Origin of the sequence: Robertmurraya phoenicis, assembly GCF_047302285.1 — a bacterium.
GTDB lineage: Bacteria > Bacillota > Bacilli > Bacillales > Cytobacillaceae > Robertmurraya.
Window position 1 is genome coordinate 773,167 of the sequence record NZ_CP154845.1, and the last position, 25,389, is coordinate 798,555.

The 25,389-nt window shown below is 32.4% G+C and carries 21 protein-coding genes and 1 pseudogene; 14 read left to right on the top strand and 8 right to left on the bottom strand.

Annotated elements, in window-relative coordinates; all coding sequences use genetic code 11:
- Window positions 1-270: 270 nt before the first annotated feature.
- Together AA0X71_RS03585 and AA0X71_RS03590 are read left to right on the top strand one after the other, a co-directional pair.
- Window positions 271-1,290 carry a hypothetical protein gene (locus tag AA0X71_RS03585; protein ID WP_413359318.1) on the top strand — a complete coding sequence of 340 codons (1,020 nt, stop codon included), beginning with the start codon at window positions 271-273 and terminating at the stop codon, window positions 1,288-1,290.
- A gap of 137 nt (window positions 1,291-1,427) precedes the next feature.
- A complete protein-coding gene (locus AA0X71_RS03590; protein ID WP_413359320.1) occupies window positions 1,428-2,360 on the top strand; it encodes a hypothetical protein in 933 nt (310 codons plus the stop codon).
- A gap of 185 nt (window positions 2,361-2,545) precedes the next feature.
- Here the strand turns inward: AA0X71_RS03590 and AA0X71_RS03595 are convergent, their stop codons facing one another.
- The 3 genes from AA0X71_RS03595 to AA0X71_RS03605 all read right to left on the bottom strand — a co-directional run bounded on the left by AA0X71_RS03595 (window position 2,546) and on the right by AA0X71_RS03605 (window position 4,904).
- Window positions 2,546-3,268, bottom strand: a complete 723-nt coding sequence (locus AA0X71_RS03595; protein WP_413359322.1) for a hypothetical protein — start codon at window positions 3,266-3,268, stop codon at window positions 2,546-2,548.
- Between the two features lie 577 nt (window positions 3,269-3,845).
- On the bottom strand, window positions 3,846-4,088 hold the full coding sequence (locus AA0X71_RS03600; RefSeq protein ID WP_413362455.1) for a GGDEF domain-containing protein: 243 nt from the start codon (window positions 4,086-4,088) through the stop codon (window positions 3,846-3,848).
- A 423-nt stretch (window positions 4,089-4,511) separates the two neighbouring features.
- Window positions 4,512-4,904 carry a hypothetical protein gene (locus tag AA0X71_RS03605; protein ID WP_413359324.1) on the bottom strand — a complete coding sequence of 131 codons (393 nt, stop codon included), beginning with the start codon at window positions 4,902-4,904 and terminating at the stop codon, window positions 4,512-4,514.
- 662 nt (window positions 4,905-5,566) lie between these two features.
- Here AA0X71_RS03605 and AA0X71_RS03610 point away from each other — a divergent pair.
- Together AA0X71_RS03610 and AA0X71_RS03615 are read left to right on the top strand one after the other, a co-directional pair.
- A complete protein-coding gene (locus AA0X71_RS03610) occupies window positions 5,567-6,262 on the top strand; it encodes a hypothetical protein (protein ID WP_413359327.1) in 696 nt (231 codons plus the stop codon).
- A gap of 24 nt (window positions 6,263-6,286) precedes the next feature.
- Entirely contained in the window at window positions 6,287-6,874 is a 588-nt protein-coding gene (locus tag AA0X71_RS03615; protein WP_413359330.1) for a hypothetical protein, read from the top strand.
- 458 nt (window positions 6,875-7,332) lie between these two features.
- Here the strand turns inward: AA0X71_RS03615 and AA0X71_RS03620 are convergent.
- Window positions 7,333-7,614 (bottom strand): annotated as a pseudogene (locus AA0X71_RS03620) (IS21 family transposase); the annotation flags it as partial.
- Between the two features lie 268 nt (window positions 7,615-7,882).
- Here AA0X71_RS03620 and AA0X71_RS03625 point away from each other — a divergent pair.
- Window positions 7,883-8,086, top strand: a complete 204-nt coding sequence (locus AA0X71_RS03625; protein ID WP_413359332.1) for a hypothetical protein — start codon at window positions 7,883-7,885, stop codon at window positions 8,084-8,086.
- Between the two features lie 693 nt (window positions 8,087-8,779).
- Here the strand turns inward: AA0X71_RS03625 and AA0X71_RS03630 are convergent.
- The 3 genes from AA0X71_RS03630 to AA0X71_RS03640 form a co-directional block, all read right to left on the bottom strand.
- Window positions 8,780-9,427 carry an ABC transporter ATP-binding protein gene (locus AA0X71_RS03630; protein WP_413359335.1) on the bottom strand — a complete coding sequence of 216 codons (648 nt, stop codon included), beginning with the start codon at window positions 9,425-9,427 and terminating at the stop codon, window positions 8,780-8,782.
- Between the two features lies 1 nt (window position 9,428).
- A complete protein-coding gene (locus AA0X71_RS03635) occupies window positions 9,429-11,948 on the bottom strand; it encodes a hypothetical protein (protein ID WP_413359338.1) in 2,520 nt (839 codons plus the stop codon).
- A gap of 70 nt (window positions 11,949-12,018) precedes the next feature.
- On the bottom strand, window positions 12,019-12,429 hold the full coding sequence (locus tag AA0X71_RS03640) for a hypothetical protein (RefSeq protein ID WP_413359342.1): 411 nt from the start codon (window positions 12,427-12,429) through the stop codon (window positions 12,019-12,021).
- Between the two features lie 418 nt (window positions 12,430-12,847).
- Here AA0X71_RS03640 and AA0X71_RS03645 point away from each other — a divergent pair, with 418 nt between their 5' ends.
- Both AA0X71_RS03645 and AA0X71_RS03650 read left to right on the top strand, forming a co-directional pair.
- The gene (locus tag AA0X71_RS03645; RefSeq protein WP_413359345.1) at window positions 12,848-13,672 is read left to right on the top strand and encodes a hypothetical protein; all 825 of its coding nucleotides are present in this window, start codon (window positions 12,848-12,850) and stop codon (window positions 13,670-13,672) included.
- A 23-nt stretch (window positions 13,673-13,695) separates the two neighbouring features.
- A complete protein-coding gene (locus AA0X71_RS03650) occupies window positions 13,696-14,838 on the top strand; it encodes a hypothetical protein (RefSeq protein ID WP_413359347.1) in 1,143 nt (380 codons plus the stop codon).
- A gap of 1,843 nt (window positions 14,839-16,681) precedes the next feature.
- Here the strand turns inward: AA0X71_RS03650 and AA0X71_RS03655 are convergent.
- Window positions 16,682-17,023 carry a helix-turn-helix domain-containing protein gene (locus tag AA0X71_RS03655; RefSeq protein ID WP_413359350.1) on the bottom strand — a complete coding sequence of 114 codons (342 nt, stop codon included), beginning with the start codon at window positions 17,021-17,023 and terminating at the stop codon, window positions 16,682-16,684.
- Window positions 17,024-17,166: 143 nt separating this feature from the next.
- On the opposite strand from AA0X71_RS03655, the gene AA0X71_RS03660 reads away from it, so the two are divergent.
- The 7 genes from AA0X71_RS03660 to AA0X71_RS03690 all read left to right on the top strand — a co-directional run bounded on the left by AA0X71_RS03660 (window position 17,167) and on the right by AA0X71_RS03690 (window position 25,341).
- Complete coding sequence (locus AA0X71_RS03660) at window positions 17,167-17,772, top strand: hypothetical protein (RefSeq protein WP_413359353.1); 606 nt, start codon at window positions 17,167-17,169, stop codon at window positions 17,770-17,772.
- 505 nt (window positions 17,773-18,277) lie between these two features.
- The gene (locus tag AA0X71_RS03665) at window positions 18,278-18,490 is read left to right on the top strand and encodes a hypothetical protein (protein ID WP_413359355.1); all 213 of its coding nucleotides are present in this window, start codon (window positions 18,278-18,280) and stop codon (window positions 18,488-18,490) included.
- Window positions 18,491-18,705: 215 nt separating this feature from the next.
- Entirely contained in the window at window positions 18,706-19,569 is an 864-nt protein-coding gene (locus AA0X71_RS03670) for a hypothetical protein (protein ID WP_413359358.1), read from the top strand.
- 17 nt (window positions 19,570-19,586) lie between these two features.
- Window positions 19,587-20,159 (top strand): hypothetical protein, encoded by a 573-nt coding sequence (locus AA0X71_RS03675; RefSeq protein ID WP_413359360.1) that lies wholly within the window; start codon window positions 19,587-19,589, stop codon window positions 20,157-20,159.
- Window positions 20,160-20,185: 26 nt separating this feature from the next.
- The gene (locus AA0X71_RS03680; RefSeq protein WP_413359363.1) at window positions 20,186-21,508 is read left to right on the top strand and encodes a TniQ family protein; all 1,323 of its coding nucleotides are present in this window, start codon (window positions 20,186-20,188) and stop codon (window positions 21,506-21,508) included.
- A gap of 18 nt (window positions 21,509-21,526) precedes the next feature.
- A complete protein-coding gene (locus AA0X71_RS03685; protein WP_413359365.1) occupies window positions 21,527-24,187 on the top strand; it encodes a TnsA endonuclease N-terminal domain-containing protein in 2,661 nt (886 codons plus the stop codon).
- Window positions 24,187-25,341, top strand: coding sequence for an AAA family ATPase (locus tag AA0X71_RS03690; protein ID WP_413359367.1), 1,155 nt, complete (start codon window positions 24,187-24,189; stop codon window positions 25,339-25,341). The genes AA0X71_RS03685 and AA0X71_RS03690 overlap by 1 nt, the downstream gene beginning before the upstream one ends.
- Window positions 25,342-25,389: the final 48 nt, after the last annotated feature.

Genomic DNA, 25,389 nt, shown 5'->3' on the forward strand with positions numbered 1-25,389 from the left:
TTGATCAGTTCAATAGCTTTTATTAAGATTTTCATACTCACTATATTTTTTTTTGCTTTTCTAATCATTTTTTTCACCTCGACTCAATTATATAAAAATCAACAATTAAGTGTTACAGAGCCAAAATAAAAAGAGAAAGTTGCTTTTACTAGATAAAAAAATCCCTTTATCCTCTAACTCACTCTTAAACGATAGAAAATATGGTAAATTGTAAACATAAGCAAACCATTGGAAGGTAATGGGAGATTTTTGGGATTGGAATGATGTTGTATGGATAGGCAGGATTTAATTAATTTTTATAAGGATACTAACTATAGAGGAACGAGTTTGTCTATTAGAGGAATTCCTCCTAGACCAAGTGAATGGAATGTACCTCTTTTCATTAAGAAAATTTACCCTGAAAATATTGACTTATTTAAAAATTCGGTATCAAATAAATCAATTGAAATTCAGTTGGATAATGAAGATATAAATTATTTTAAGTCCCTTATGCTGCATGAGTCATTATTTAATTTTTATAAAGCATACTATAATTATTTATGTGCATTAAAATTGTATGATGGCGGACTTCAACATTGGATTGATATAACTGCGTATCACGCCAAGTTATATATGGCAAATAGTATCATAGCTCTAACTGGTAATTCTAGGTATGTAGTAAATGGAAATAATAGAAATTTTGTTGGGGATATTTACAAATTGGTAAATCCAAAGGGATATAATAGAAATATAGAGACAAACGGTAAATTTGTTGAGGAACATGCAAAATATGGTATAGAGATTAATATTGAACCATCTTCTGGACAAGGAGTACTTCGTATAATTGCGAATTTAGGTAGCGGAGGATCACATAGTTATATCTGGAATAAGTATTCTGAAATAGACACCACTGAATTTGATATTACTAGAATGACATATGATTATCCAAAACATCTTTCTAATGAGAGAAATCTTGAAAATTATTCATTTGATGGATATAAACAATTAGACTTTAACTTGGGAATGGAGAATTTTAAGGATTATTTTGAAAGAGATTATATTAAAAACCAAGCACATTTAATTTATACTAGTGAGACCGCAATTATACTCGGTCTAATAGGTGAATTATATAATTTATATAAATCGCTGGGAGTTAATAATCTACCTATTGAAAGGGAAAAATTGATTTTTATGTGTGAGTACTCACTAAGGGATACAAAACAATCAAAAAAGTTGGTTGATTTAATTAAATCTGGTTTTCCACAACAGAATAAATATATTGCTGAGTTTCATCAGTATGAGTCCTATTAGATTTAATATTAGTAAAAGCTTTATAGTGTTAGTCTTTACGATTAATAAATTGTTGTCTTCAAAGTGAAACACATATTCATTATTCCTCAACTCAATAGAAATCAATGTGCGATTTACATTATAAGCGAGGTGTAAAAATGAAAACAGTTTTCCCAAAAGATATAGCAGATTCTATGAGAACGTGTATTTTATCTATTTTTTGGCCCAAAAAAGATATAATATCTTTTTTTGACAATAATGGTTGTACAAAAAATGATGTAAAGAACGTAATAAATTTTGAGGAACTTAGTAGATCCGAAATAATTGATCGGGTCTTTAATAAACTTTCTATACGTAGTGATGGTGGGATTGAGCAATTTAGAAGTATGTTACAGGCATTAGTGAATTGGGATCATTTTGATCCGTACTATTTTAAAAAACTAAAGAAGTTGGACGAAAGTGAAGCTATTCGAAATATAAACCATTTAAAGCAACTTCAAGAAATTAGAGATGCAAAGATAAAAAAGCAAAAAGAAGAACGTGAGAGAAGGGAAAAGGAAACTTACCTCAAGAAAAATACACTTGAACAGTTAAGAAACCATTATATACATCTATATCAAGGTAAGGATGAATTCGGTAATAGTATATCGCTACAACAAAGAGGATATTTACTAGAAAATTTTTTGAGAGATTTATCAATTTATGAATCTCTTACTATTTCTGATCCAATTAAGTTAATCGGTGAGCAGATTGATGGCACGATAAAATATGATGGGGAAAACTATATTTTAGAAGCAAAATGGCAAGATTCCTTAACAGCGTCAAATGCGTTATACCAATTTGCCTATAAAGTTGAAGGTAAATTGTATGGCAGAGGTTTATTTATTTCAATAAATGGTTATTCTGCTGATTCAGTTTATGCTCTAGTAAAAGGTAAAGCACTCAATACAATATTAATTGATGGAGCTGACTTAATCCTTGTGGTGGAAGGGTTATTTAGTTTTAAAGAAGTTCTAGACCAGAAAATCAAAGCTGCACAAACGATGGGTAAGATATACATAGATGTAAATACCATGAAAGATAAAGTGTAAAATGAACAGGTGGTAAAAGGTTCTCTAGAACCATATCCTAATTTATGGTTCTAGAGTGGGTATGGATGATTATTCCATTAATACTTATAATGCTAGGTCGAATATTTTAGTAACAACAATAAAGGCATTTAGTGAATGCGCCTCATTGACTGGTTTGAACGAATCTTAAAATTGTCTTTGGTGATTTATTTAAAAGGTAATTCATCTGAATAAGAAATGATACTTTTTAACTCATTTATTAAAAGGATCAAAGAATCCTTAGCTCGTATATTATTATTGCTGTCATGGCCATTAAAGAATTTTAAATATCCCTTTAGTAATGAGATAGAACTATTAAAAATTTTCTCTATTTCTCCTATATTTGCTTGATAAAGCAGATAAGGTAATTTGGTGATTGTTGTAATAACACTATTAAATTGAGTAATTTCATTATCATTAAAGACGTTATTAGCAATAAAAGTGGACAAGCTTCTATTACAATTAATAATTCTGTTGAATAAAGGGGAGCGCTGTTCTACATAATGAATAAATTCTAAATCCCCTTTGCTAGCTTCAGCATAATTTTCAAGGGATTCTCTAATTAACTTAATAAAGGAGTTATAGTTTTCTGGATAGTTAGTCATGGAAAATAGGATGTCATCCTGTGTTTGATCATGATCTCGGTAAATAATTATACTCATAAAAAGAAGAGAGTACCCATCTGAATAATATTTTAATAGCCAATCATGGTAGCGAATTAAATGCTCAGTCCAAGCTACGTAGGCATTGTCTTCCTCAATAGGAAATTCGAATTCATAAGGATCATCTGAGGGGTCATCATACCAAGTTAAATCCACTTCATAAAATTCGTTATTACATTTCTCATTGTTTATTTTGTGATTTCTGAATACTGCTCTAAATGACAACATTTTTATTGCCTCCTGAATAATTTTAAATATTATACTAGGATAAATTTATATTTTAATATGTTTATTAAGTTTTTTTGAAGAATTTTCTCGAAAGGAAAACACATAGAACTTTTGGTGGAACAAATGGATTAAATGACAGTCTTACCGCGGCTAGTTAACAAATGCATTGAAGAAATAGCCACGGAATCTAATTTGTAATAGTGGAAAAACGAGGGAACTTATAATTCTAAATAATCCAAAAATATATAATTCTTGCAAGTTTTGCCTCTCACATTTTTTCTTTTCCTGTTTGAGAGAAGTATCATATTTGACAATATCTAATATTATCATTTGTACAAAAGAAACGTCTTTTAGATAAGTGTATTTTGCAATAAACAATAAGTCAGGTGGTAAGCCGACCATATCAACTATAAAAGGACAGATCTCATGGACAATAAAACTAATGACTTCATTTGAACAATGTTTTTCATCAATAAATATGAAATTATCAAAGGCTGAGTTAGTTTACACATACATAAATGATATTGCAAAAAGTTTACATGATCCTAATAAATATGGCTCTACTTCTGCTGTGTGATTATTGCGATGAAATTGAAAGTGTGACATTAGCTTTACTCTCTATTCGACTGCATATATCTTCAGCTACGACTAAAGGGTTTATGAGTTTACTGTTCAATAAGGCTACTATTTCCTCCCTGCCATATCTAGTACTAAAACCATAATTCAGTGTTTCTCCTTTCATTATTGTAGTGACTTGTTTTAAAGCAATATCACAAGTTTCATGACCTTTTGTATCACTTAGGTCCTTGAAGTTGTCAATATTTTTGCTTTGAAATTAAGGTTGATCGAAGACACCTTACAAACCCGTATTCTGCTTTAGCATATTTAGATTTTGGTTTAATAAAAAGGTTTAATCATTTCGTAGTGATGTTACTCAACAATCGCTACACGTTACTTTAAGTGTAAGCATTCACATAAGCATATATTCTATGTTATAGCTCCATTATTAACTTAATTTTTCAGATATCATAACAATTTCCTTAGTTAGATAACAGGATTAAAGCTAGGTCTATACATTCCTTCCAATACCTCCAACTAATTTGTTATTTAAACAATGCCGTCTTTAAAGTTCAACATTAATTTTCTTTTCTGTTGACATAGAAAAGAGCACTCCTTGTTGAAGGAATGCATCCATTAATATAATACAAAAATTGGGCTTTTAATAACTGGTTTAATCTAATATTTAATTTGAACCAAGTTCTTTTCCTATCAATATTTTATATAAGGACGAAGAATCAGTTTTTGAAAAACTACCATAATTTTTATTATTTGTATCGATAATCTCTAATATATTTTCTTGAGGGCTTATCCAAATATGATAAATCTTATTTAACTTAAGATCTGGTTCACTCTCCATATTTACTTCTACATTCTTTTGCCATTTGGCACCTTTGAGAATATCAATAACTTTTTGTACTGTTTCTTTGTCTTTAATTTCATTAGTCACTTCATAGTCAGCACTATTGACTAGGCTTTCAATTACCAGTGTTGAATCCTCATTAAAATTCACAACATCTTTTTGCCCGCATCCACCTATAAATAATAAAAGAATAATTAATAAAATGAATTTTTTCACAATAAACCTCCTCCTTTCTAATGAAACGTTGCATCATAAAAAGTTGTTCCCTCCGGTTTATAATTATTTATTCTCAAAGTTTCAACTTAAATGGAACTTTTCCCTTCTTCCGGGAATTATACCTAAAGTAAGGTTATTATCCAACTCCATTTCTCTTCTTCCCTGTGCTCTTAGTATTCCACGAAGCTGAAACTGATCAATAGTAAAGACAAAAAGATTGATGGATGAGAGTTGTAATGCTTATATTTACAAGCCCGCCTAACGTCAGAACTGGTTAAGTTTGGAATAGGTAATATGACCGTCCTCATAATCTCCACGACAGTCGCTCCTACTTATCCTCCCATGTCTCTTCGGATGGCTCTCCATACATTTCTTCGTTGTACCATGAGTGGAGGTCGGATAAACTCCCATGCTAGGTCTCTACCCGCATAAACCCATGTATTCTACTTAATTGAGTTAAATCCTTATACAAACCACCGACTCAACCCTTAGTTTAGTTATTCAATAAAACCTTTCAATTTTAGGGGAACCTATTATCTACTTCTAAACATATCAAAAAATAAATTATATTGCAAATTATTTGAATTTTTTAAATATTTTGATTGGCATGGAAAATAATTAACAATAATATAAAGGTAAATTTAAAAAAGGAGGGTTAATTAATGGTAAAGCCTAAATTGTCTAGATGTGTTATGCTTGCAGGTATTCTGTTTCTAACAGGGTGCCAATCAGACGCTAGTTCGCAGAAGATTATGCAACAAGAAGTCATCGTTAGTGATAAAGTTTCAAAAAAAAGTGAACTTGAGAATGAGGAATACAAGTTTGTCGGACTAACAGGGGAATTATTTGCGTCCGTAGATATTTTCCCCTTCGACAAATTGAAAGGTGAAGCTGATTTAATAGCAGAAGTGAAGGTTATCAAAAAAGTGGGAGAAATAGATCTACCTACCCCTAAATCGATCTTTGAGTTGCAAGTAGAAAATGTTATTGAAGGAGATGAAACAAAAAAATATTCAAGCATTACTGTATACCAGGTAGGCAATAGTGATTGGATATATCATGAGGATAAATATACTTTAGAATCTGGGAATAAATATATACTTTTTTTAAAGGAAACTATAAATTCAGACAATAGCGACTACTGGATTTTGAATGAGGAAGCAGGACTTTATCAGGTCCTGAATGAAAATGTTATAGTGAACCTTGCCTATAACGATGAAGAATTAAATGCAATATCAATTGATCAATCGACGATTAATAAGCAAATTGTCTTTAATTCTTTATCAGAAAGTAATGCTGACCAGGAAATCCAATATTTTGACAGAGAAAAATTCTTGCGTAGCGTAAAAGAAAATTAAATTAACAAAAACGAGGTGAGAATAGTGAATTTTAATCTTAAAAGGGTTCTATACTCTTTAGTTGTTGCATTGCTACTGTCTTCTACAATCCTAACATCTTCGGTATTTGCACACTCAGCTTCCTCCTGTAATTCAGGAAGTGAAAGTAGCGGTTGGAAAGTTAATTGTACAAGCACTCATGGCCATTTAGGTACGAGTTCTACAACCTATCAGTATTCTCCAACTTTAACTCAGCAATACAAAAACTACACTAGTACAGGTGCGTCTAGATGGAATAACACTGGCATAGTAAACATCAGCCAATCTAGTTCATCAGGGAATATAATCTATCAACATAGCGACCCCAACACAAGTACAGTAGCTTATGTAACAAGTCAAACTTTTAACAACCATAAAAGCAGTTGGTTTATGAGCTATAACCATAGTAAAATGAACGGTAGAACATCAGCTGCCAATAATGGAACTGCAACTCATGAATTTGGACATAGTATCGGTATAGCTGATCTATACAATAGTAGTAATAAAAATAAGATTATGTATGGTTATGAGGATCGTACTGTTACAGTGCCTCAAACAGCGGATAAAACCGGTGCAAGAGAGGCTATCAAATAAATTCCCAGTAAATAATCAGTATGATTACCTATGGTTAAATTTTATAATATGACTTCTTTGTCTGCTATATTAATCAATATTCAATAATACTGAAACAACTACATCAGAAACGTTGAATTAGTGGATAATCTTGAAACTACGACTTACAAAAAAACAAACCATTAATTCATCGTTTCTTATGAAAGGACTTTACATTACTACTCCTGCACAATCCAAATTATGAATAGAAGTGCATATGAAAAAATAATAAAGAATGTATATGAATATCTTATTAAGGATTGGCCGTATATAATGGGCAGTTGGAAGAAGAAACGGATCGAGTTTTGCAGTTGATTCTTTCATCTGTATAAATGTCAACTATCAAATGTACATTTTTGATCCAAGTAGGATTAGATGCTCCCCCCAACCTATCTACGGATGGGGGAGCATATTACTCAAAGGGTAGTACTCGTAGCTGGCCATAGGACTCGTTTATAATAAAATTTCTGATTAGATTTTTCTGAGAGAAGCACGGCTATGACTTCGTAGTATTCATCAATTTTAGACCTTCGGTTCCGGCTCTTTTTCGGCTCATAACCTTGTAGATATTTATCAACTGTCCTCCGATCCACACCCATATCACGAGCTAATTGACTCTTATTGATTTTCATTTTTAGACTCTCCATCAACAAATTAAATTTAGGTAAATCTTCAAGACTCGTAACTTCGATTTCTGTATTTACATTAATTTGCATGTGCATAATATTCCACCTCAAAAATATTATGCAGCTAACCATCAAAACTGTACATCCTTAAACCATCGTTTCTGTACACTCTTAAGTTAGCATTTAAACACAAGAAGGGAAAACTTACTCTGATGCTTATGAAGTATTTAAACGGACTTCTAGACGGTGTCCTTCGCTACGAGAAAAGGGAAAGGAAACAATCCCTTATGGTAGTGTCTCTTTATTAAAGCACAAGCCTGAATGGGACTTAGATCGTGTGTATGGTGCTTTAGGAGAAGCTTTCTTGATTCAATACGGAAAAGTGGATATGGCGAAGATCGATGAATTAATTTTACAAGGGGTTATCCCAAAGTCGATTGTATCTGACCACCGTATTTTAAAAGATATTCGCTTAGATTTTGTGAACATGGATTTAGTAAGTCAAGAAAAATCCATGCAGTATTTCCGCAATAAGCAAATTCAAACGAATTTAAAGAGATTTGCCTAAGTATCCATAACAGGATATCGAGAGAGTGAATTAGATAAAAGGGAATTATGATACGATGAATAGCCCATTTATCAAAAGAGTGTAGAACATTAATAGAAAAGTACTCACGAACAAGAATAGTTGATCCTAGATAACCACTTTTTGCATGTCATACATAGAAATGTCTAACTACAGTATCATTGCGAAGATTACTTAAGGGGTGATGAAGTAACACGAATTAAAAAATATTACTTCCAAGTGTGTAGAAATACCTTTAGGAAAAATATGATGGAAAAAAGGAGCACCACTGAATTTATAGTAATACAAATCAGACAGTAATTAATTTTAATTGAGCTTAATTAAATATAACTAGGTGTTTCTGTTATTTCTAGAACTGATACCATTTTTTCTTATTTCTTAGGCTGCAACTACTAGCAGTTTTACTTCCTATTTTATTTATTACTTTGCTAAAAAATGTTTCTTAAAGCGAAAAAGTCTAGAGTGAAAATGGAAGGAAACCCTGGGTTTCCTTCTATTCCACACAATAATCAACTATAAAGTTTACAGACTTTATGTAACTAGCAGGTATTAGCTAATATAATCACTCCTATCGGAAGTTACTTAAAATACACAAGACGAAAATTTTCTGCGTCTGGTTTTTTTCTCCTTTTCGTATTCGGTCAAAAATGGGAGTAATTTATACACTTTTTCAATTCAATTCAATTTCAGTGTTTGTTGTCCTAAGTTCATTAATTCTCGATCGTGTGTAACTAAAATGACACTGGTACCGTCTGTATTCAAATCTACCAAGAGTTGAATGACTTCATCACGACTTTTTTCATCAAGATTACCTGTTGGTTCATCACATATTAATAGTTTTGGGTTGTTTATAAGTGCTCTTGCAATCGCTATTCTTTGCTTCTCTCCTCCTGAAAGTTGTGATGGGAAATGTTCTACTCTATGAGATAAATTTACCTTCTCTAATAAATGAAGCGCTTTTTCTTTAACCTTATTTTTGTCTTCAAAAGGTAATAAAGGGAGCATTACATTTAACAAACAATTAAATTGAGGAAATAATTTAAAATCTTGATAGATAAAACCTATATACTTCTGGCGATAACCTTGTAGTTCATCATCATTTGATGCACTTATACTTATATTGTTAAATTGGATCTGACTCCCTTTATCTGGAGAAAGAAGACCAGCTAAGCATTGTAGCAATGTCGTTTTACCTGAGCCTGATCGACCTATAATGGTTAGCCACTCACCTTCATCTAGAGTAAACTTAATATCCTTTAAAATTCGTAATTCTCCACCAACTGTTTCATATGTTTTATTTAGATTCACCACGTTTAATAACAATTTAGCTCACCTTCTTATATCCAAAATTTATTGACTTATGGAGGACATTGGAGAGTACAATCAGAGAAACCAATAAAATTATGCTAAAAAGGATGGCAACAATTCCAGCTACCCATAATAGTGAATCTACCACGTTACCAAATAATATTAGATAACTGAATACACTGATGAGTGCACCAATGAAAACAGATACCCCTGACCATAGTGCTATTTCCTTTAAATAAAAATTGATCAACTGTTTTTTACTCCATCCTATATGGTGGAAGGTGGTTATTTCATCTGAACGTTGCTGCCATAGGGAAAGTAGCGACTCTATTAAGGTTAGAATGGTTAATAGATATAGAAAGATTAGTAAAATAGTATAAAACCATTCCATTTGTCCATGAACATAGATACCCAATGTAGTTTGGGTAGTTTGTTTTTCTTGCTGTGTCATTACTAATGTTAAAAATATTGAGACAACCGTCATCAAACTGATTTGGAACATTGAAAAAGTGATTTGGTGACGATAATACCAAGCGTTTTGCCATGTAACTGTCCCTGTTCCTATAGGAGAGTGCTCTAGTTTTACATTTGCTAAGGAAAATTTCCTAATTATAGGTATAAGTAAGCAAACGATACTAAAAATAATCACTAAACTAATAATCAATAGAGATTCTTTCAGGATATAACTAGCTACTAATAAAATAGTAAAAGCAAATATAAATGGAACACCTAGTAGTAAAGACCATTCGTTAAAGCGTAGCTTTTTAATGTGCTCTTTTTTCCATCCTAAACTCATTAGAAGAGATTCATCATTTCGACGGGATTTAATCAAATTTGAGAAACTAAAGATTACATAGACAAGACTAACGATTGCAAACAAACTAACTAAAATAATTTTAATAATATCCCAGCTTTTTAGTATTGTGTCTGCCGCACCCAAAGTTGTCCAAGGTTGAATAACCTCACCGATTCCTTCTACGTTAATTGTCAACAATTGATTGGATGCACCTGCAACAATATCAACGGTAAATCCTTCTGATTCAAATTCTGCTGCCATATTTTTGATCTTATCGGCGGCTGCCTTGTCATATCCTTCAATATCAGCTACTCTGACACGGATGGCATCGATAGGTGTATCACTTTTCAAACGTTCAGCCCAATTTAGAGAAATGAGTCCATGCGCAGGGGTTGTAATAAAACTCCCCGGTAATGATGTAGGGTGTAAAAGAGTTTTGGTATCTTTAGCTAAGTAGGTAGAGTGTATTCCATATATACCTAATGGAGACGAAGCAAGCTCTTCCTCGTTGAGATCTACTTCAAAATAACCAACGTGATTAAAGTAAATTCCCTCTCCATCTATCACATTAGGACCGTCGGTTACAAAGTTTGTTTTTTCTTGTATTTCTCGATAAAGAGGTATACCTGACTCTTGTTCTTTTCCAGTTTGTTTGATAGATATTTTACTGTCTGATAACTGATAATTTACTGCCCCGACGCTGTAATAGGTTTTTTGACTTCCAGAGTCAATAATGCCCCACATTTCTTTATCTACAGGATGATCCTCATAGTTCAATAAATGGTATTCCTCATTCGCATATAAATAATTATCATAGAATGGAGATATAGTATCCGAGAAGTCTAGTTCGTACTTTTCTGTAGATGTAGATTCTATTTCCGCCAATTCCTTCATTAATTGAATATGTAAATCTTTATCCCTATAAGGTAGACCTTCGAAACCAAGTCCATTCTCTGGATCGATCCTATATTTGTTTTTTAGCTGTTGAATATCGTCCTCACTAAGCTGAATATTTTCAATTTGTACAAAAGCTTTTAATGGAACCTGTGCATCCTTCAATCCCAGAATCGGAACTTCATCAAAATCGGGATTTAACCCTGAAGAACTCAAATCTATTTTCGAGTAATCTTCACCAGTTAGTTTTCCTTCTTCTTCGGCATCTATTGCTACGACTTGGTGATAAGTCAGCGGAAATAGAAATGAGGGATATTCACCCCTAAAAATATTGACTAGAGATTCATCTGTTATAGTTGAATATTTTGAAAAAGGATTTTGATCTAAGAATGAATAGGCTGTATACGTATCCCCTAAATCAAAATTATTGACTCCGTCCGTAGTCAAATATTTTACAGTGTATCTGATTGATTCATTTCTTTCTGGTAATGAGTAGTTAATTGCACTGGCTGTATATAAACCAATAGCCGCAACTGGTGCTGCAACCTCAATATCTTTTCGGTTCTTAATTCTCTCCCACTGTTCAATAGATATTCCACCATCTCCAACACCTAAATAATTCTCTTCTACTAATCCCAATTCATCTTCAATAGATGTGTGGCTTTTCCCAGGGCGTAGTAAAATATCGAAGCTTCCTCTGGAAAAATCGTAAATATCCTGCTGAATAGTTTTATTTGCAGAATTTAATGAAGAGATAGAACAAGACAATAAAATATAAATGATTAATAACAAGGAGATCATTTGAAATTTTTCTCTTTTTTTAGATAGACTGATAGTGATTTTCAAAAGCATTCACCTCAATTATAATACTCCGATCCAATTTGGATCGGAGTAACGATTGACTATCGTATTTGTATTACCATGCATTTACAATTACGGTTTTAGTTACTAAACTTGAAATATTTAATTGATCTGCAGTTTGAGCAGTTGCACTATAAGGCTTTGAATAATCATAAGCTTTGTACGTATAGTAGAAAGTTCTACTTTGCTCTGAACCTCTCCCATCATAACGCTGTCTTGTAGTTCCATCACCTGGGTTAAAATAAAAAACATGAGGTCCAGAAGTTGACGTTGTACCTACCTTAAAAGGATACTGACTACCACCTATTATAGGATTTGTAGGTATAGTAAAAATAGCTGTAGGAACTGCTGCCACACCATATTCTGTACTGTTTTTTGAATCACCTTCACTTGCCAATGTACTTACAGTAAACATTAGAAATAAACTAAATACTACTGCTAAACTAGTAAACAACTTCTTCTTCATCAAAACATCTCCTTTTTTATTAATAACCAATTTTATCCTATTACAAATTTAGTATAAAAAAATGGGAATATTTTGTCAACTTATTTTTTGATTTTATCGAATTTTGTAAATAAAAAGATTTTAAATCGCGATTAGGAAAGCAAATTCAAGATACGTATATCAAATAAATCATCAATTAGCACTGGCTACGTTTGAAAATGACGGTATCTACTATCAAGCGAATTAAGTATTAAACAATTCTTATCCATTTAAAAAGTCGCAGAAATCTGCGACTTTTTAAATGGATATTCGATTAGGCGTATAATTATTTTTTTAATATTCAGGTATCAAAGTTATCATTATATTTTTTCTTTTATATAAATTTAGCAACCAAGGGATACTAAAATGCTGTAACACAGTGAATGGGGGAAGAGATTTAATGCGATTATGTGCTTATTGCAAGGAACCTAAACAATTAACAAAGGAACACGTTTTCCCTAGTGCACTAATTGAATTATTTCCTGAATCTAAATATGTTTATTTTGGACAAGATAAAATAATTGAGTTAGGCACAGAAAAACATGTAGTAAAAGATGTTTGTCAAGTTTGTAATAATGAACGATTACAAGAATTGGATTCAATTGGTACGAATTTTATTAAGGAATACTTTTTATCAAAAATTCATCCAAATACAAACCTAACAGTAGAATACGATTTCATGGCTTTATCGAAGTGGGTAATGAAAATTATTTACAACTCCAACCGACAATTCAAGAAAGCTGCTCATCCATGGTTTGAAGAAAATTCTAAGTTCATTGTCGGACTAAATAGTGAATCGTCTTTAAAGTATTCTCTATTTTTAGCCTTCTTTGTCGATCTTGCTCCTATTTCAGGGATGTATCCTGACAAACCATTTGAAGTGATTATGAATCCAACATGTGTCCTGAGTGAGAAGCTAGCACCTCCATTTGATATGTTTCTTATTCCACAAGAAGAATTCCATTACTTATTACAAATAGGAAATGCAATATTCTTACTCATTGTTTGGAATGAAGCAACTTCAGTTGATGAAAAGATAAATCTTGAAGAAGAGATACAAGAAAAATTCCCCTACAGTGTATTATCTCCTGGTAATGTTGCTGCAGTGATTGCTCGAGGTAGTGATTGCATAAATTGTGGTAATATGTTTTTAATACACGGTAGAAAAAGACAATTAGCTGCGGATTTATTTCAAAAAACAGGGTTTAAAGTTAACTTTAAGTAGAACAACAGGTGGTGGTGAGACCAGTGGAGGACATTAGCGAGAAGTTATTCGTAACTACAATGAGCAGTACAAAGCTACATCCGAATTTTAAATATATTGCTAAAGAAAGGGATCCCTATTTAAAGGAAGTGCTTAAAGGGTGGGCTCAAGGCTTTATAGATAGGGATAAAAAGTTCATTAATGAATTTCAAACAACATTTAACTCCTCTTTTTGGGAATTATATTTATTTGCTGTATTAAAAAAATTAGGACTAAAAGTAAATTTAGAACTTGATCGTCCAGATTTTGTCATTGAAGGTGAAAAAGGTTTCTGCATTGAGGCAACGATTGCTTCTAATGCCGAAGGCATGACGCCTGAATGGGAGAAATTATTTACTGAAGAAGAATTTAAAAAATGGACTGTAGAAAAAGTTGTAAATAATGCAACAATAAGGCTCGCTAATGCTTTTGTTACCAAATCGCAAAAGTATTTAAAATCTTATATAAAGCTAAATCAAACTAAAGATAGACCATTTGTTATTGCAATTGCACCATTTGATTCGCCATATTTCTTTATTCAAAATCTTCAGCCGATAATTAGAGTATTATACGGATTCGACCGATTTATTGCAATCGATTGGGATGAACACAATAGAGACTTATTTGACAGTGTTTTTATCGAAGAGATTGATAAGAGTAATGCTTCTAAGGTGCCGCTTGGGTATTTTACTAATCCTAATCATTCACATGTCAGTGCTGTAATATTTAGTAATGTAGCAACAGCTAGTAAGGCTAGGGTATTAAGTAATGATCAAAGGGTAACAATTGTTTCGTACCAAAAATATAATGATTATGGTACACAACCTACGATTGAACATAAGGAAAAATCTCAATATAAAGAAGACTTACTGGATGGTCTAATCGTCTTCCATAATCCGTATGCAGATATACCATTTAATGTGGAAGAATTTTATCATGAATGCATCGGGCACTATGACTTTGATGTGGAAGAAAAGAAGTTTATTACCGATATTCCGCATGGTTTTTTATATCAAAGGCAGGTCCGAGTAATGAATGCTCCTCATTTTTCTAAAAACCAATTAAAAAAATATCGGGAAACAATTATTCAGCAATTAAGACTGGGAGATATAGTTCCAAAAGTTAATTTTCCGAAGTTTCATGAGTAAATAATTTACATGAAAAGAGCAGAAACAAAATAATGAGCGATAAAAAAATATAGGAAAAATTCATATCTGAGATTGAACAAATATTAGATTTTATTCATACCCCTGATTTAACAAATGGTCTCATTACATTAGAATTGTTGGTGAATTAGAGCATTTCTATGATGTTTGGACAAGTCCTACCAGACAATTCAGCAAAAAGACATTAGAAAAATCCAAGTCAGAAATATTAGAAATCAATGCACTAAAATATTGTCAAGTTATATCGAATTTAAAGAATATAATGGACTATATCAGGAAATAAACAGTGCAATAAAATCAATTGAAAATAATCCCATTAATTAATGAAAACAGAAGAAACGGATTTCCAGTGACAAGTTAAGAAATCTTCTCGAATCAAGCTTAAAAAATAGTAAAATTATAATTGAAGGATAGAGACCTGGTGGATTTACTAATGTCAAAAAGGTGAAACTTATTCATCTCCAACTATAAAAATTACATAACTGTTGGCGAAGTTAAAAAATGGGGGAAATATAAAACCCAACTTAAGCAATTATTAGGTTATATGATCTATTGCTCAAATTTTGGATTTACATTATTTTTTTATAAGTACTTCATTGCAACGTTTAAAAGAAAGGATGAAGAAAATCAGTGTAGAGCTAGAAGTGGAACACTAGGGTCAACCAAAATTTAAAACCAAACATTTCGTTGAACTAGAGGATTTTAATAATACTTATGTTTCATCTCACATGGATCCAGATAATGATAAAGAATTTATTACCACATTATTGTAAATGTAAGTAAAGAAGCGCATCTCGAAGCAGCAATGCAACAAGGGATAAAAGGGAATGAGCCTCTAGAAAACTTGGTGCTTATTTCTATTAAATACTCTCCCATTTGTCTACATGGCAGAACATAGATGTTGCATCGGAAGAATATATGATGAAAGTAAAAGAGCTCTATGATAGGCTTGGAACGAAATCTAACTACTGTCGAAGTATAGTAGTTTTTTACCATGTATTGTATACTATAACCATACTTTCTACTTTATTTTTATTTGCGACACTTTTTATTCTGTGGCTGCGGTGATGAATACATATAGCCTTTGGGTGGAGTTTGTGACTTAGTAGCTTTTTTTCTATGCTGCTATTAGAGTAATCTATAACCCAAAGGCTTTTTTGCGTTCATTAAAAGATGAAGGTAAACCATTTTGGGAAAGGGTGTTGAAAGAATGGCGAAAAATACGTTTTAACGACGTACAGCCGAAGAAAAGAAAGAGCAAGTGGAGCATTTACTTCATACGCTCGATGAGGGAGTTGATAATTTTCCATATGACAAACCTGAGAAGTATAAGGCCTTATGGAAATGTTAGCACTTATGCCGATTAAGTGATGATAAATAAGTTCTAGACTTTGATTAATGGATATAGTTCAGATTATATTTTGGATTAAATTTATTTATTCTACAGAGCGTACTGATTCAAAACCACTTATTAATAGGTATGCTTAGAAGCGAAGCATTTAGTCGTTTACCTTATATAGAATAAGTCCTTTTTAGTTATTCCTTTAAAGGGTAGCTTTAATGCAATAAAGAACAAAAACAAAAAGACCAAAATATGCTAGTTCTTATGCATGAATTGCGTATTTTGGCTCTTTTTGAACTTGTAAAGATACTGCTATTTTAACATTTTTATTGCTAATACAGGAAACAATTTCATCAGTTAATTGTTCATTATGTAAACTTAGTGACCATAAAAATGCCATCCAGAACAGTCAAGTAGTTGAATTTCTAAAAAAATGGGCTATTTTGTCTTTCGTGAATAAAAAAGCGATTAATCCATATTGGGCTAATCGCTTTTATTGATTTCTGAGTTTCTTGTTATTACTTCTAGAAACTTATGTAAGGCCTCTAATTCCTCATTATTTAATTTACCCGCTGCCTTCATTACTTTATTTAAACTTATCACGTCATGAATACTGGTTTTCTGTGAAAAGAATTGTTCTAGTGTTATTCCAAATACGTTACAGATATTAATTAAAATATCAACTGTAACGGGTTTCTTGCCACTTTCTATTTGTGATAAGTATGGCTGAGATATTTGTATTGTTTGGGCAAGGTCTACCGATGTCATATTATGTTCTTTTCTAAAAGTGCGTATCCTATTTCCAATGTCTTCTGTACTAAACATATCTCCCCTCCTACCACTGTCGTTAAAATCAGACTACATCCCGTTAATATTAGTAAGCAACATTTTTTCGCTTTTATTATGAATAGCAATAAATAACATTGGATATTATTACTATTAGTAATATTTTAGAGGAGGATAGCTTAATGGCTCTTTATATTGCACACGTAAAAATTAGGGGGATTCGCCCATTCATTTTTAACCGCTTTACAGAAGAATCAATTTCTTTGCCTCATGAAAAGAAGGATCTTCAAGGAGTCGCAGGCAAAAATCCTATGGAATGGAAAAAGACATTTAACGCTACACGAGAAGGGGAGTTATATATTGATGGAAGTTATATTCATCGCTGTCTGATAAATGCAGCAAAATTTACAAAAAGAGGGCTTCAGGCTCAATTAGCAGCCACCCTTGAGACTGTAGATGATTATCTTTTTTTTACTAACAGGTCATTGCCAACTGACCTTAATGTCATTACACGAAATTCAAATAGTGAAGTATACATTGATGTAAGGAGCGTAAAAATGCAAAGAACTTCCGCAAGACATATTAGATATCGACTAGCACTGTCTAAGGGTTGGGAGTTAAGTTTTTCAATTATCTGGGAAGCAACGGTTGTAGGGAAAGAACTTATGGAATCAGTTTGTAATGATGCCGGTTTTCTTGTGGGAATTGGGGATAACAGGGTAAATGGCTTTGGGAGATTCGAAGTTCTGGATTTTAAAGCAGAGAGGGTGTCTAGTCAAAGTGCCTAAATCTAGGATGCCGAATGAGGTTTGGTATAAAAATATAAGGCCTGCAGTCTTAAAAAGAGACCACTATAAATGTACCAACTGTTTAAAAATAGTAAGTCTTACAAATTCTCATATCGACCATATTGTCAGCGGGAAATGTGGGAATAACAAGTTATCTAATTTAAGAACTCTTTGTATACCATGCCACTCGTTGAGACAATGCAACAGGCATAGAGGGCTTACGGCTAATGCAATAAGAGATGGATTAATACCCCCTGATTGGAGACAACTGACATGGGAGGATTAAATAAAAAATATTCGAAACAAGAAGAGAGAAAGCCATCTCCCTTGTCTGGCCAAGTAGTGCCACTTGGTCACTGATGAGAAATTGGCACGATGTAAGTGGGGTACAGTACCGTTCGGTAAGGCTTGGTTAGGCTCGGTTTGGTATTGCTTGGTAATTTCCTATCTCCTGTTAACATAGGAGATAGGATTTATAAAACATTTAGAAAAAGAGGAAGAACTAATGAATTTAATATTCTTTAATGACACGAGAAGATTGGTGAGAATTCATCCTGCTACAATTTCTCATGGTTGTAAAGTAAATAAAGAACCCATTAATCCCTTGGAAGATAGAGTATTCGTGCTACCAGAAGGGAGTTTTCCATGGGTTAAAATGTGGGATAATGCCCAGTTAGGTTTGACTATCCTAGTCTCACCAATGAAAGAGGTTGAGTAAGGAAATAGAGTATCGCTAAAGAGAATGCCAACAGATGAACAAACAATAGCTTGAAAGGAGAATTATTATAGGAACCTATATTCGTTTATCGATTTTGCCAAATAATATTTCAAATTCTGAATGGGAGAATGTATATGAGGAAAGTTTGACATTAGTACAGGCATTTCCATTTGCACAAATTGAGAGAAAGGAGTTTTTGAGAATATCGAATACCGATGTATGTACAGGCTCTTGAAAAAACAGAGCCAGAAAAGCACTGGACCATAATGGGTGATTTAAATAACAAGCAATATGCAGAAACTTTTATGCTTTATCGGGATTTAGATAAATATCTGACTTCGCAAGGAGTTGAACAAAAAAGTGATATTTTATTAGAAGAAAATCAGCAAAAAAATGTTGAGGTATTTGACTCAAAAACACAAGGATATCAATACCACTTCTATATATTAGCGATTGCGATGTTGATTGAAAGTCGTTTCCCAAAAAGCGCAATTGTTGGCGGCGATATAGATTTTGAGCAATGTATGAAAGCAAAGGAATGGGCTGATCAGCATTTATCTTTACCTATCGATTTGCCAGTAAGAGTTCAGATGGATCAATTACTTTCCAGATTTTCTAACCTAGATAATGAAATAGAACAAATTCATATCGTAGAAAAATGGCTCATTGCTGATTCAGAGGAAATGTTTAAAATGATATATACCAATTTTTCAAGTGAGACCTTTATAAATTGGTTTTCTAATAAACTTCAATCGTTTTCCTCTCCAAAACAGTTGGGGGCATTGAAATTGCTAATTTATTATTTAAATGTTACAAGCGATGTGAAAAATATATTGTACATAGCTTGCAAATATGAAAAAGGACCAAAATTCCCTCCTACTGAGTTTATAAAAGCATTAGCTCGTACATGGATTTACTTGCCGGGGGAAAAATTCTCTTACTTAAAACTCTTTGACAAAGTTGCGGGGCACCCTCAAATTATCGAGAGACAATTTGGAACTATCATACTTGATATGAAGTTTGCTGGGAGAGAAATAAAATCATATATATACAGCAACAAGATGTTGAAAAGATTTTAGTTTGTTATTTTCCAGAGTTGGAAATTCAGATAGAAACTATTTTTCTAAAGGAAATTTCTCGAATTGAAGAAGAATTATTAGCATTTCATAATCAAATTCAGTCTGCTATTGAGCTGACTAATGCTTCTAATGAAGACAGGAGATATTTAGCGAATGAGGATGCATTCTTGTACTTCGATGATGATACAGTTGTTCTAACCGAAGAACAGGATCTTCTATTAAAGGGAATTGCCTACAGCATTAAAATTTTTTTAAACGAAGAAGGAGACGGAATTCTAAAACAGTTCTTTTATGGGTCTATAAGAAATTTAAAGCGTATCTTTGCAGCTTTTTACATTGAAAAATACAACCAAATTATCACGGATCAGGCTTGGGAATGGATATATAAAACAACGGATGCCCGTTTGGTGAGGGTCTTAGTAGCAAAATTAATACTTGATGACGCAAGGGGATTAAAACATCAAAAAGCTCAATCAGATATTCGAAAAGAAATGCTTGAGAACAAAACTTTAACCCGGAAAATTGCAGATTACATGGATAATGAGTTGGCAATGAAACAAATAGAGACATATGGAGGGGATAATGACTAATTATAGAGGGAAGGGGCTAGGAGTTAATGCCTAATCAATTCGGTGAAAGAAGTATCTTATATAATTTAAAGCCTATTAATTTAGGAACTAAATATGTGGAAAGTCTTACTAGTTATATTATGAGAATTGCATATGAACATAATGTTACAATAGGAAATTTAATAAACAAACAAATCGTTCCGCAAGTCAATAAAGATTATTTAACAAGGAGCGGTACTTATGGAGGTAATCGTTTTTATGAGGGAGCCAAGACCATTAATGGTTATATGGAAAATTCAAGTGATTTAGTGAAGGTAATGGAAAAATTAACTTCCAGAAGTGATCTTTCTGATCTTACCTTAAATAAATGGAAAGATTTTATTGCATTAAGAAATCTCTTAAAGGATTCACTTTCGTGGTGTCCAGAGTGTATTAATAAATGGCGATCAAGTTCAATGGTCTACTATCCTCTCATTTGGCACATAAAACCAGTGAAAATATGCATAGAACACAATTGTTTTCTTTTAGAAGAGTGCCAAGTCTGTCATGAAAAAGTTGATATTCTTCGTAGACAAATTCTACCCGGATATTGTTCTAAATGTTTTGCTTCATTATCTCTAGCTACAAATAATGAAAAACCAGAACCATTAGAATTAAAGTGGCAAAGGTTTATTATTCATAACCTTGAAAACATATTAACTTTGGATATCACTTATTTCTTTATAAAAAGTCCGAGAGAACAAATATTAAATCAATTAAATATAATCAATGAAGAATATTTTTTAGGTAACATATCAGACTTCTCAAAGTTCCTTAATATCCCAAAAAGCACATTGCGTTGCTGGCTATCCTATGAAAATTTCCCCGCTTTAGAAAGCCTATTATTCATTTGTTTTAAAATTAATAAAAATATATCAGATTTACTCTTCGAAAATGAAATACCTGCTGTTAACATATATCAGATTGATAATCACATAGTTGTTAAAAAGAAAAAAGTAATACGTAAACCACTTGATATTGTAGTTATAGAGAAAAAACTTAAAGAACTTTTAAGAAACGATCCCGTAATATCAATGAGTGCAGCTGCCAATAAAATTGGACATGATAAACGAGTCCTTTATAGAAACTTTCCTGATCTTTGTAAGCAAATTTCAAAAAGGTATAGAGAGTTTGTAGACCTTAAATCAAATCAGAGAGTGGAAATGTTAAAAGTGGAAATAAATAAAGCATTTATTTCTTTAATAAATGAGGAGATTTATCCAAGTCGCCGGAAAATAGAACAAAGGGTAAATAAAAAAGGATTGCTAAAAGAAAAAGTTCTTCAAGAGTATTGGAAATCTCTATTAGCCAAGAGTGGTTTTGCAGAATAAAAGGAGGGCATTTTCTATATGATGAGTCCAGAAGAATTTGAAAAATGGGCTGAAAGTCTTGACTTAACTGAAGGAACAAAGAAGGAAATACAACGTATTAGGAATTCTCCACCAGCACGAAGAGTTGGTGGAGGAAGACACAATGTAAGTGGGAAATTTAGTAGTAGAAAGATGGGAGTAACGATACAGTTTGAAAGTCATAAGGTTGAATTACCTGCAATTTATATGATGGAGTTTGATGATAATGTTCTCGAATATTATGATCAACCCCCTTCATTGAAGGTAATTTATTATCAGAGCAAAAATGGAAAAGATAAAAAAATGGCTTATATGTACACTCCTGACTTTTTCGTGATAGAAAAGAATAGAGCCTATTGGGTTGAATGGAAGTCTGAAGTACAACTAGTTAAATTGTCACAAGAAAGACCCGATAGGTATTTTAAAGAGGATGGTCAATGGAGATTTGCACCGGGAATAAATTATGCAGGAGAACTTGATTTAGATTTTTTAGTCCGGTCATCAGAAGATATTAATTGGACACTCCAACGAAACCTTACTTTTCTAGAAGACTATATTGTCAATGAATATTTACCTGAAAGTCAAAAGGTTTCCCAGATAAAGGAGATTATTTTATCATCTCCCGGTTTAACCTTATTAGAACTAATTCAAGCTAAAGAAGATCAATATTCTGCAGATGATATATATGCCTTAATATCTAAAAATATTATATATATCGATTTATATAATTCAGTAATTACTGAGCCTGAGAGTATAAAAGTTTTCTTAAATAAAGAACAAAGCAAAGTTTTTTCCATCGTAGCACAATCTAAAAAGCGTGAAAGAAAAACTACAAAAATTGTACTAAAAAGCGGAAACAAAATCTTATGGGGAGAAAACACGTGGACAATATTGAACTATGATCCCGGTAATAAAGAAGTTTTTCTATACTCTAATCTCGATGACAACAATGTAAATTTACCACTTCATATATTTGAAGGCTATATAGCAGAAGGGTATATCAAAGGAATTGATGTCGAAAGTGATATTGAAAGCAGCACAAAAAAAATATTATCTCAGGCAACCGAATCTGATTTAAATGTTGCAAATAAAAGATACGAGATTGTTATTAAGTATCTTAATGGTGAAAAAATTGAAATAGATAATGTTACTGATAGAACAGTAAGAAACTGGGTAAAAAAGTATAAGGATGCTGAAATGCTACACGGAAATGGTTACTTTGGCTTGATACCAGATACCAAAAAAAGAGGAAACCGTCAAGCAAAACTTCCAATTGAAACTATTAAAATGATGAATACAATGATATCAGATAGTTATAAAACGATTAAGCAAAAAACAGCAAGAGAGGTTTACGGAGAATTAATTAATAAATGTGATGAATTAAACCTATACCCACCATCGTATCAAACGTTTTGTGCAGTTCTAAAAAATGAGAAGGTATATGATTTGGAATATAGCAGAAAAGGGAACCGTGCTGCCTATAAACATGAGGAATTCTATTATGAATTAGAATTCACTACCCCAAAGCATGGTGAAAGAGTTTTTGAAATTGCACATATTGATCACACTGAATTAGATATTGAATTAGTTATAAATGAAAGGGAAACTAAGAGACCTTGGTGTACATTTATGGTTGACGCTTTTTCAAGAAGAATACTTGCCTTTTATATAACCTTTGAAACTCCATCTTATAGATCATGCATGATGGTAATAAGAGATTGTGTGAAAAAATATAACCGATTACCAAACCATATTGTAGTTGATGGTGGAAAAGAATTTAGAAGTATTTATTTTGAGTCACTTCTTGCATTATATGGTGTGCATAAAAAAGATAGACCTGCAGCAAAAGCAAGATTTGGTAATGTTGTTGAACGAATGTTTGGAATAGCAAATAAACTATTCATTCACAACCTGACCGGCAACACACAAATTATGAAAAACGTTCGACAAGTGACTAAATCAGTAAATCCAAAAAATCATGCAGTGTGGACAATAGAAAGTTTGTATGAAAGACTGGATAGCTGGATTAATGAGGTTTATGACAATTTGGAGAATCCGTCTTTAAATCAAACACCGAAAGAAGCTCATAAAGAATCAATTGAACTTTCTGGTAGCCGTACTAATACCTATATTCCTTATGATGATAACTTTATTTTGATGACTTTACCTTCTGTTACTGGAAAAACCCGCAAAGTACACCCGGGAAAAGGGATAAAATTAACCTATTCCTATTATTGGTGTCCAAATTTTAGGGATCCGAAAGTTGAAAATTCCGAAGTAGAGGTTAGATATGATCCATTTAATATTGGGATAGCATATGTTTTGATAAATAATAATTGGGAGAAATGTTTATCCGACCAATATGCTGTATTCAATGGAAAGACAGAGAAACAGCTTAAATTAATTTCTGAGGAACTTAGAGAAAAGAAGAAATATAATTCGAAAAGTAGGGCGATTACAGCAAAAATGATCGCTAAATTTATCTTGGAATCAGAAGGTATTGAAGAAAAGCTTGAATATGAAAAATATAAACCATTAGAAACAAAGCCCAATCTACAGCTTATAGACAGTGAGACTGTACTTGATGCTATTAATATGGATTCAGAAGGACCAGAAGAGATTGATGAAGATGAATTTGAGATTTATGGAGAGCTGATATAATGAATAATGTTAATGATAATAGAATATTTCCTATAGAGCTATTGGAAAAATCGAAGGAAGACCGAGTAGATTTCTTTAAGAATTATACTGTGGCACACCCTAAGATGGGTCTAGTACTAAAGGATTTAAAAAAAGAAATATATACTGGTGACTGCAATGTCATTTTAGTGGTTGGGCCATCAGGTGTTGGTAAATCTAGATTGTTTGAAAGAACATTACAGTCCGTTTATCTCGATATGTCGGAACAACTGGAGGTTGACCAAGGCATTATTCCCATTACCGGCATTGAACTTCCTAACCCGGATTTAGGGAAGTTTAATTGGAAAGATTTTTATTATAGAGTTCTTATGGGACTTAATGAACCATTAATTGAACAAAAGATTGATTATCAAAGGATTATTAGACAAGTTCAAAAAGTAAAAATAAATACCAAAAAAGCTGAAACAGCACCTGAACTTAGGAGATCAATAGAGAAAGCCTTTTATCATAGGAAAACAAAAGCTTTATTAATCGACGAGGCGCAACATTTCTTTAAAATTGAAAATGGTAGAAATACTGATATTAGTACAGGAGTTGGTATTACAAGACAATTTAACTCATTGAAGTCGCTTGCTAATATGGCTAACACCAAAGTAGTTTTATTTGGAACTTATGCCTTAAACACGGTAATAAACCTTGATGGACAGTTATCAAGAAGGGTAAAAGAAATTCACTTTCCTAGGTATGACTATAGGAATAAACAAGAGAAGAAAATGTTTAGAAGTGTATTAAGAACGTTTCAAAAATTGTTACCCGTACATGAAGAACCTGACTTTATTAAGTATGAAGAGTTCATTTATGAAAACTGTGTAGGATGTGCAGGGGTCTTAAAAGATTGGCTGCAGAGATGCCTTTCATATGCTATTGAAAATGATGAAAAAACCATTACGATTGATATTTTACAAAAGAATGCTTTACAAACTCAGAAATTACTAACACTTGCTGAGGAAGCATTAACAGGCGAATCGATATTTATTGAGAAAGAAGAAGATAGGAATAGGTTAAAGTCCCTACTAGGTACTAAGGAAGAAGTAAAAGCTGCCAAACAAAATAAACAGAAAAGGAATACTACTCCCGGACAACGGAATCCAGCTCGGGATGTTGTAGGTCAATAAAGTATTTAACAAATTCAAAATAATTGAGTGGACTAGAGATATTAGCCA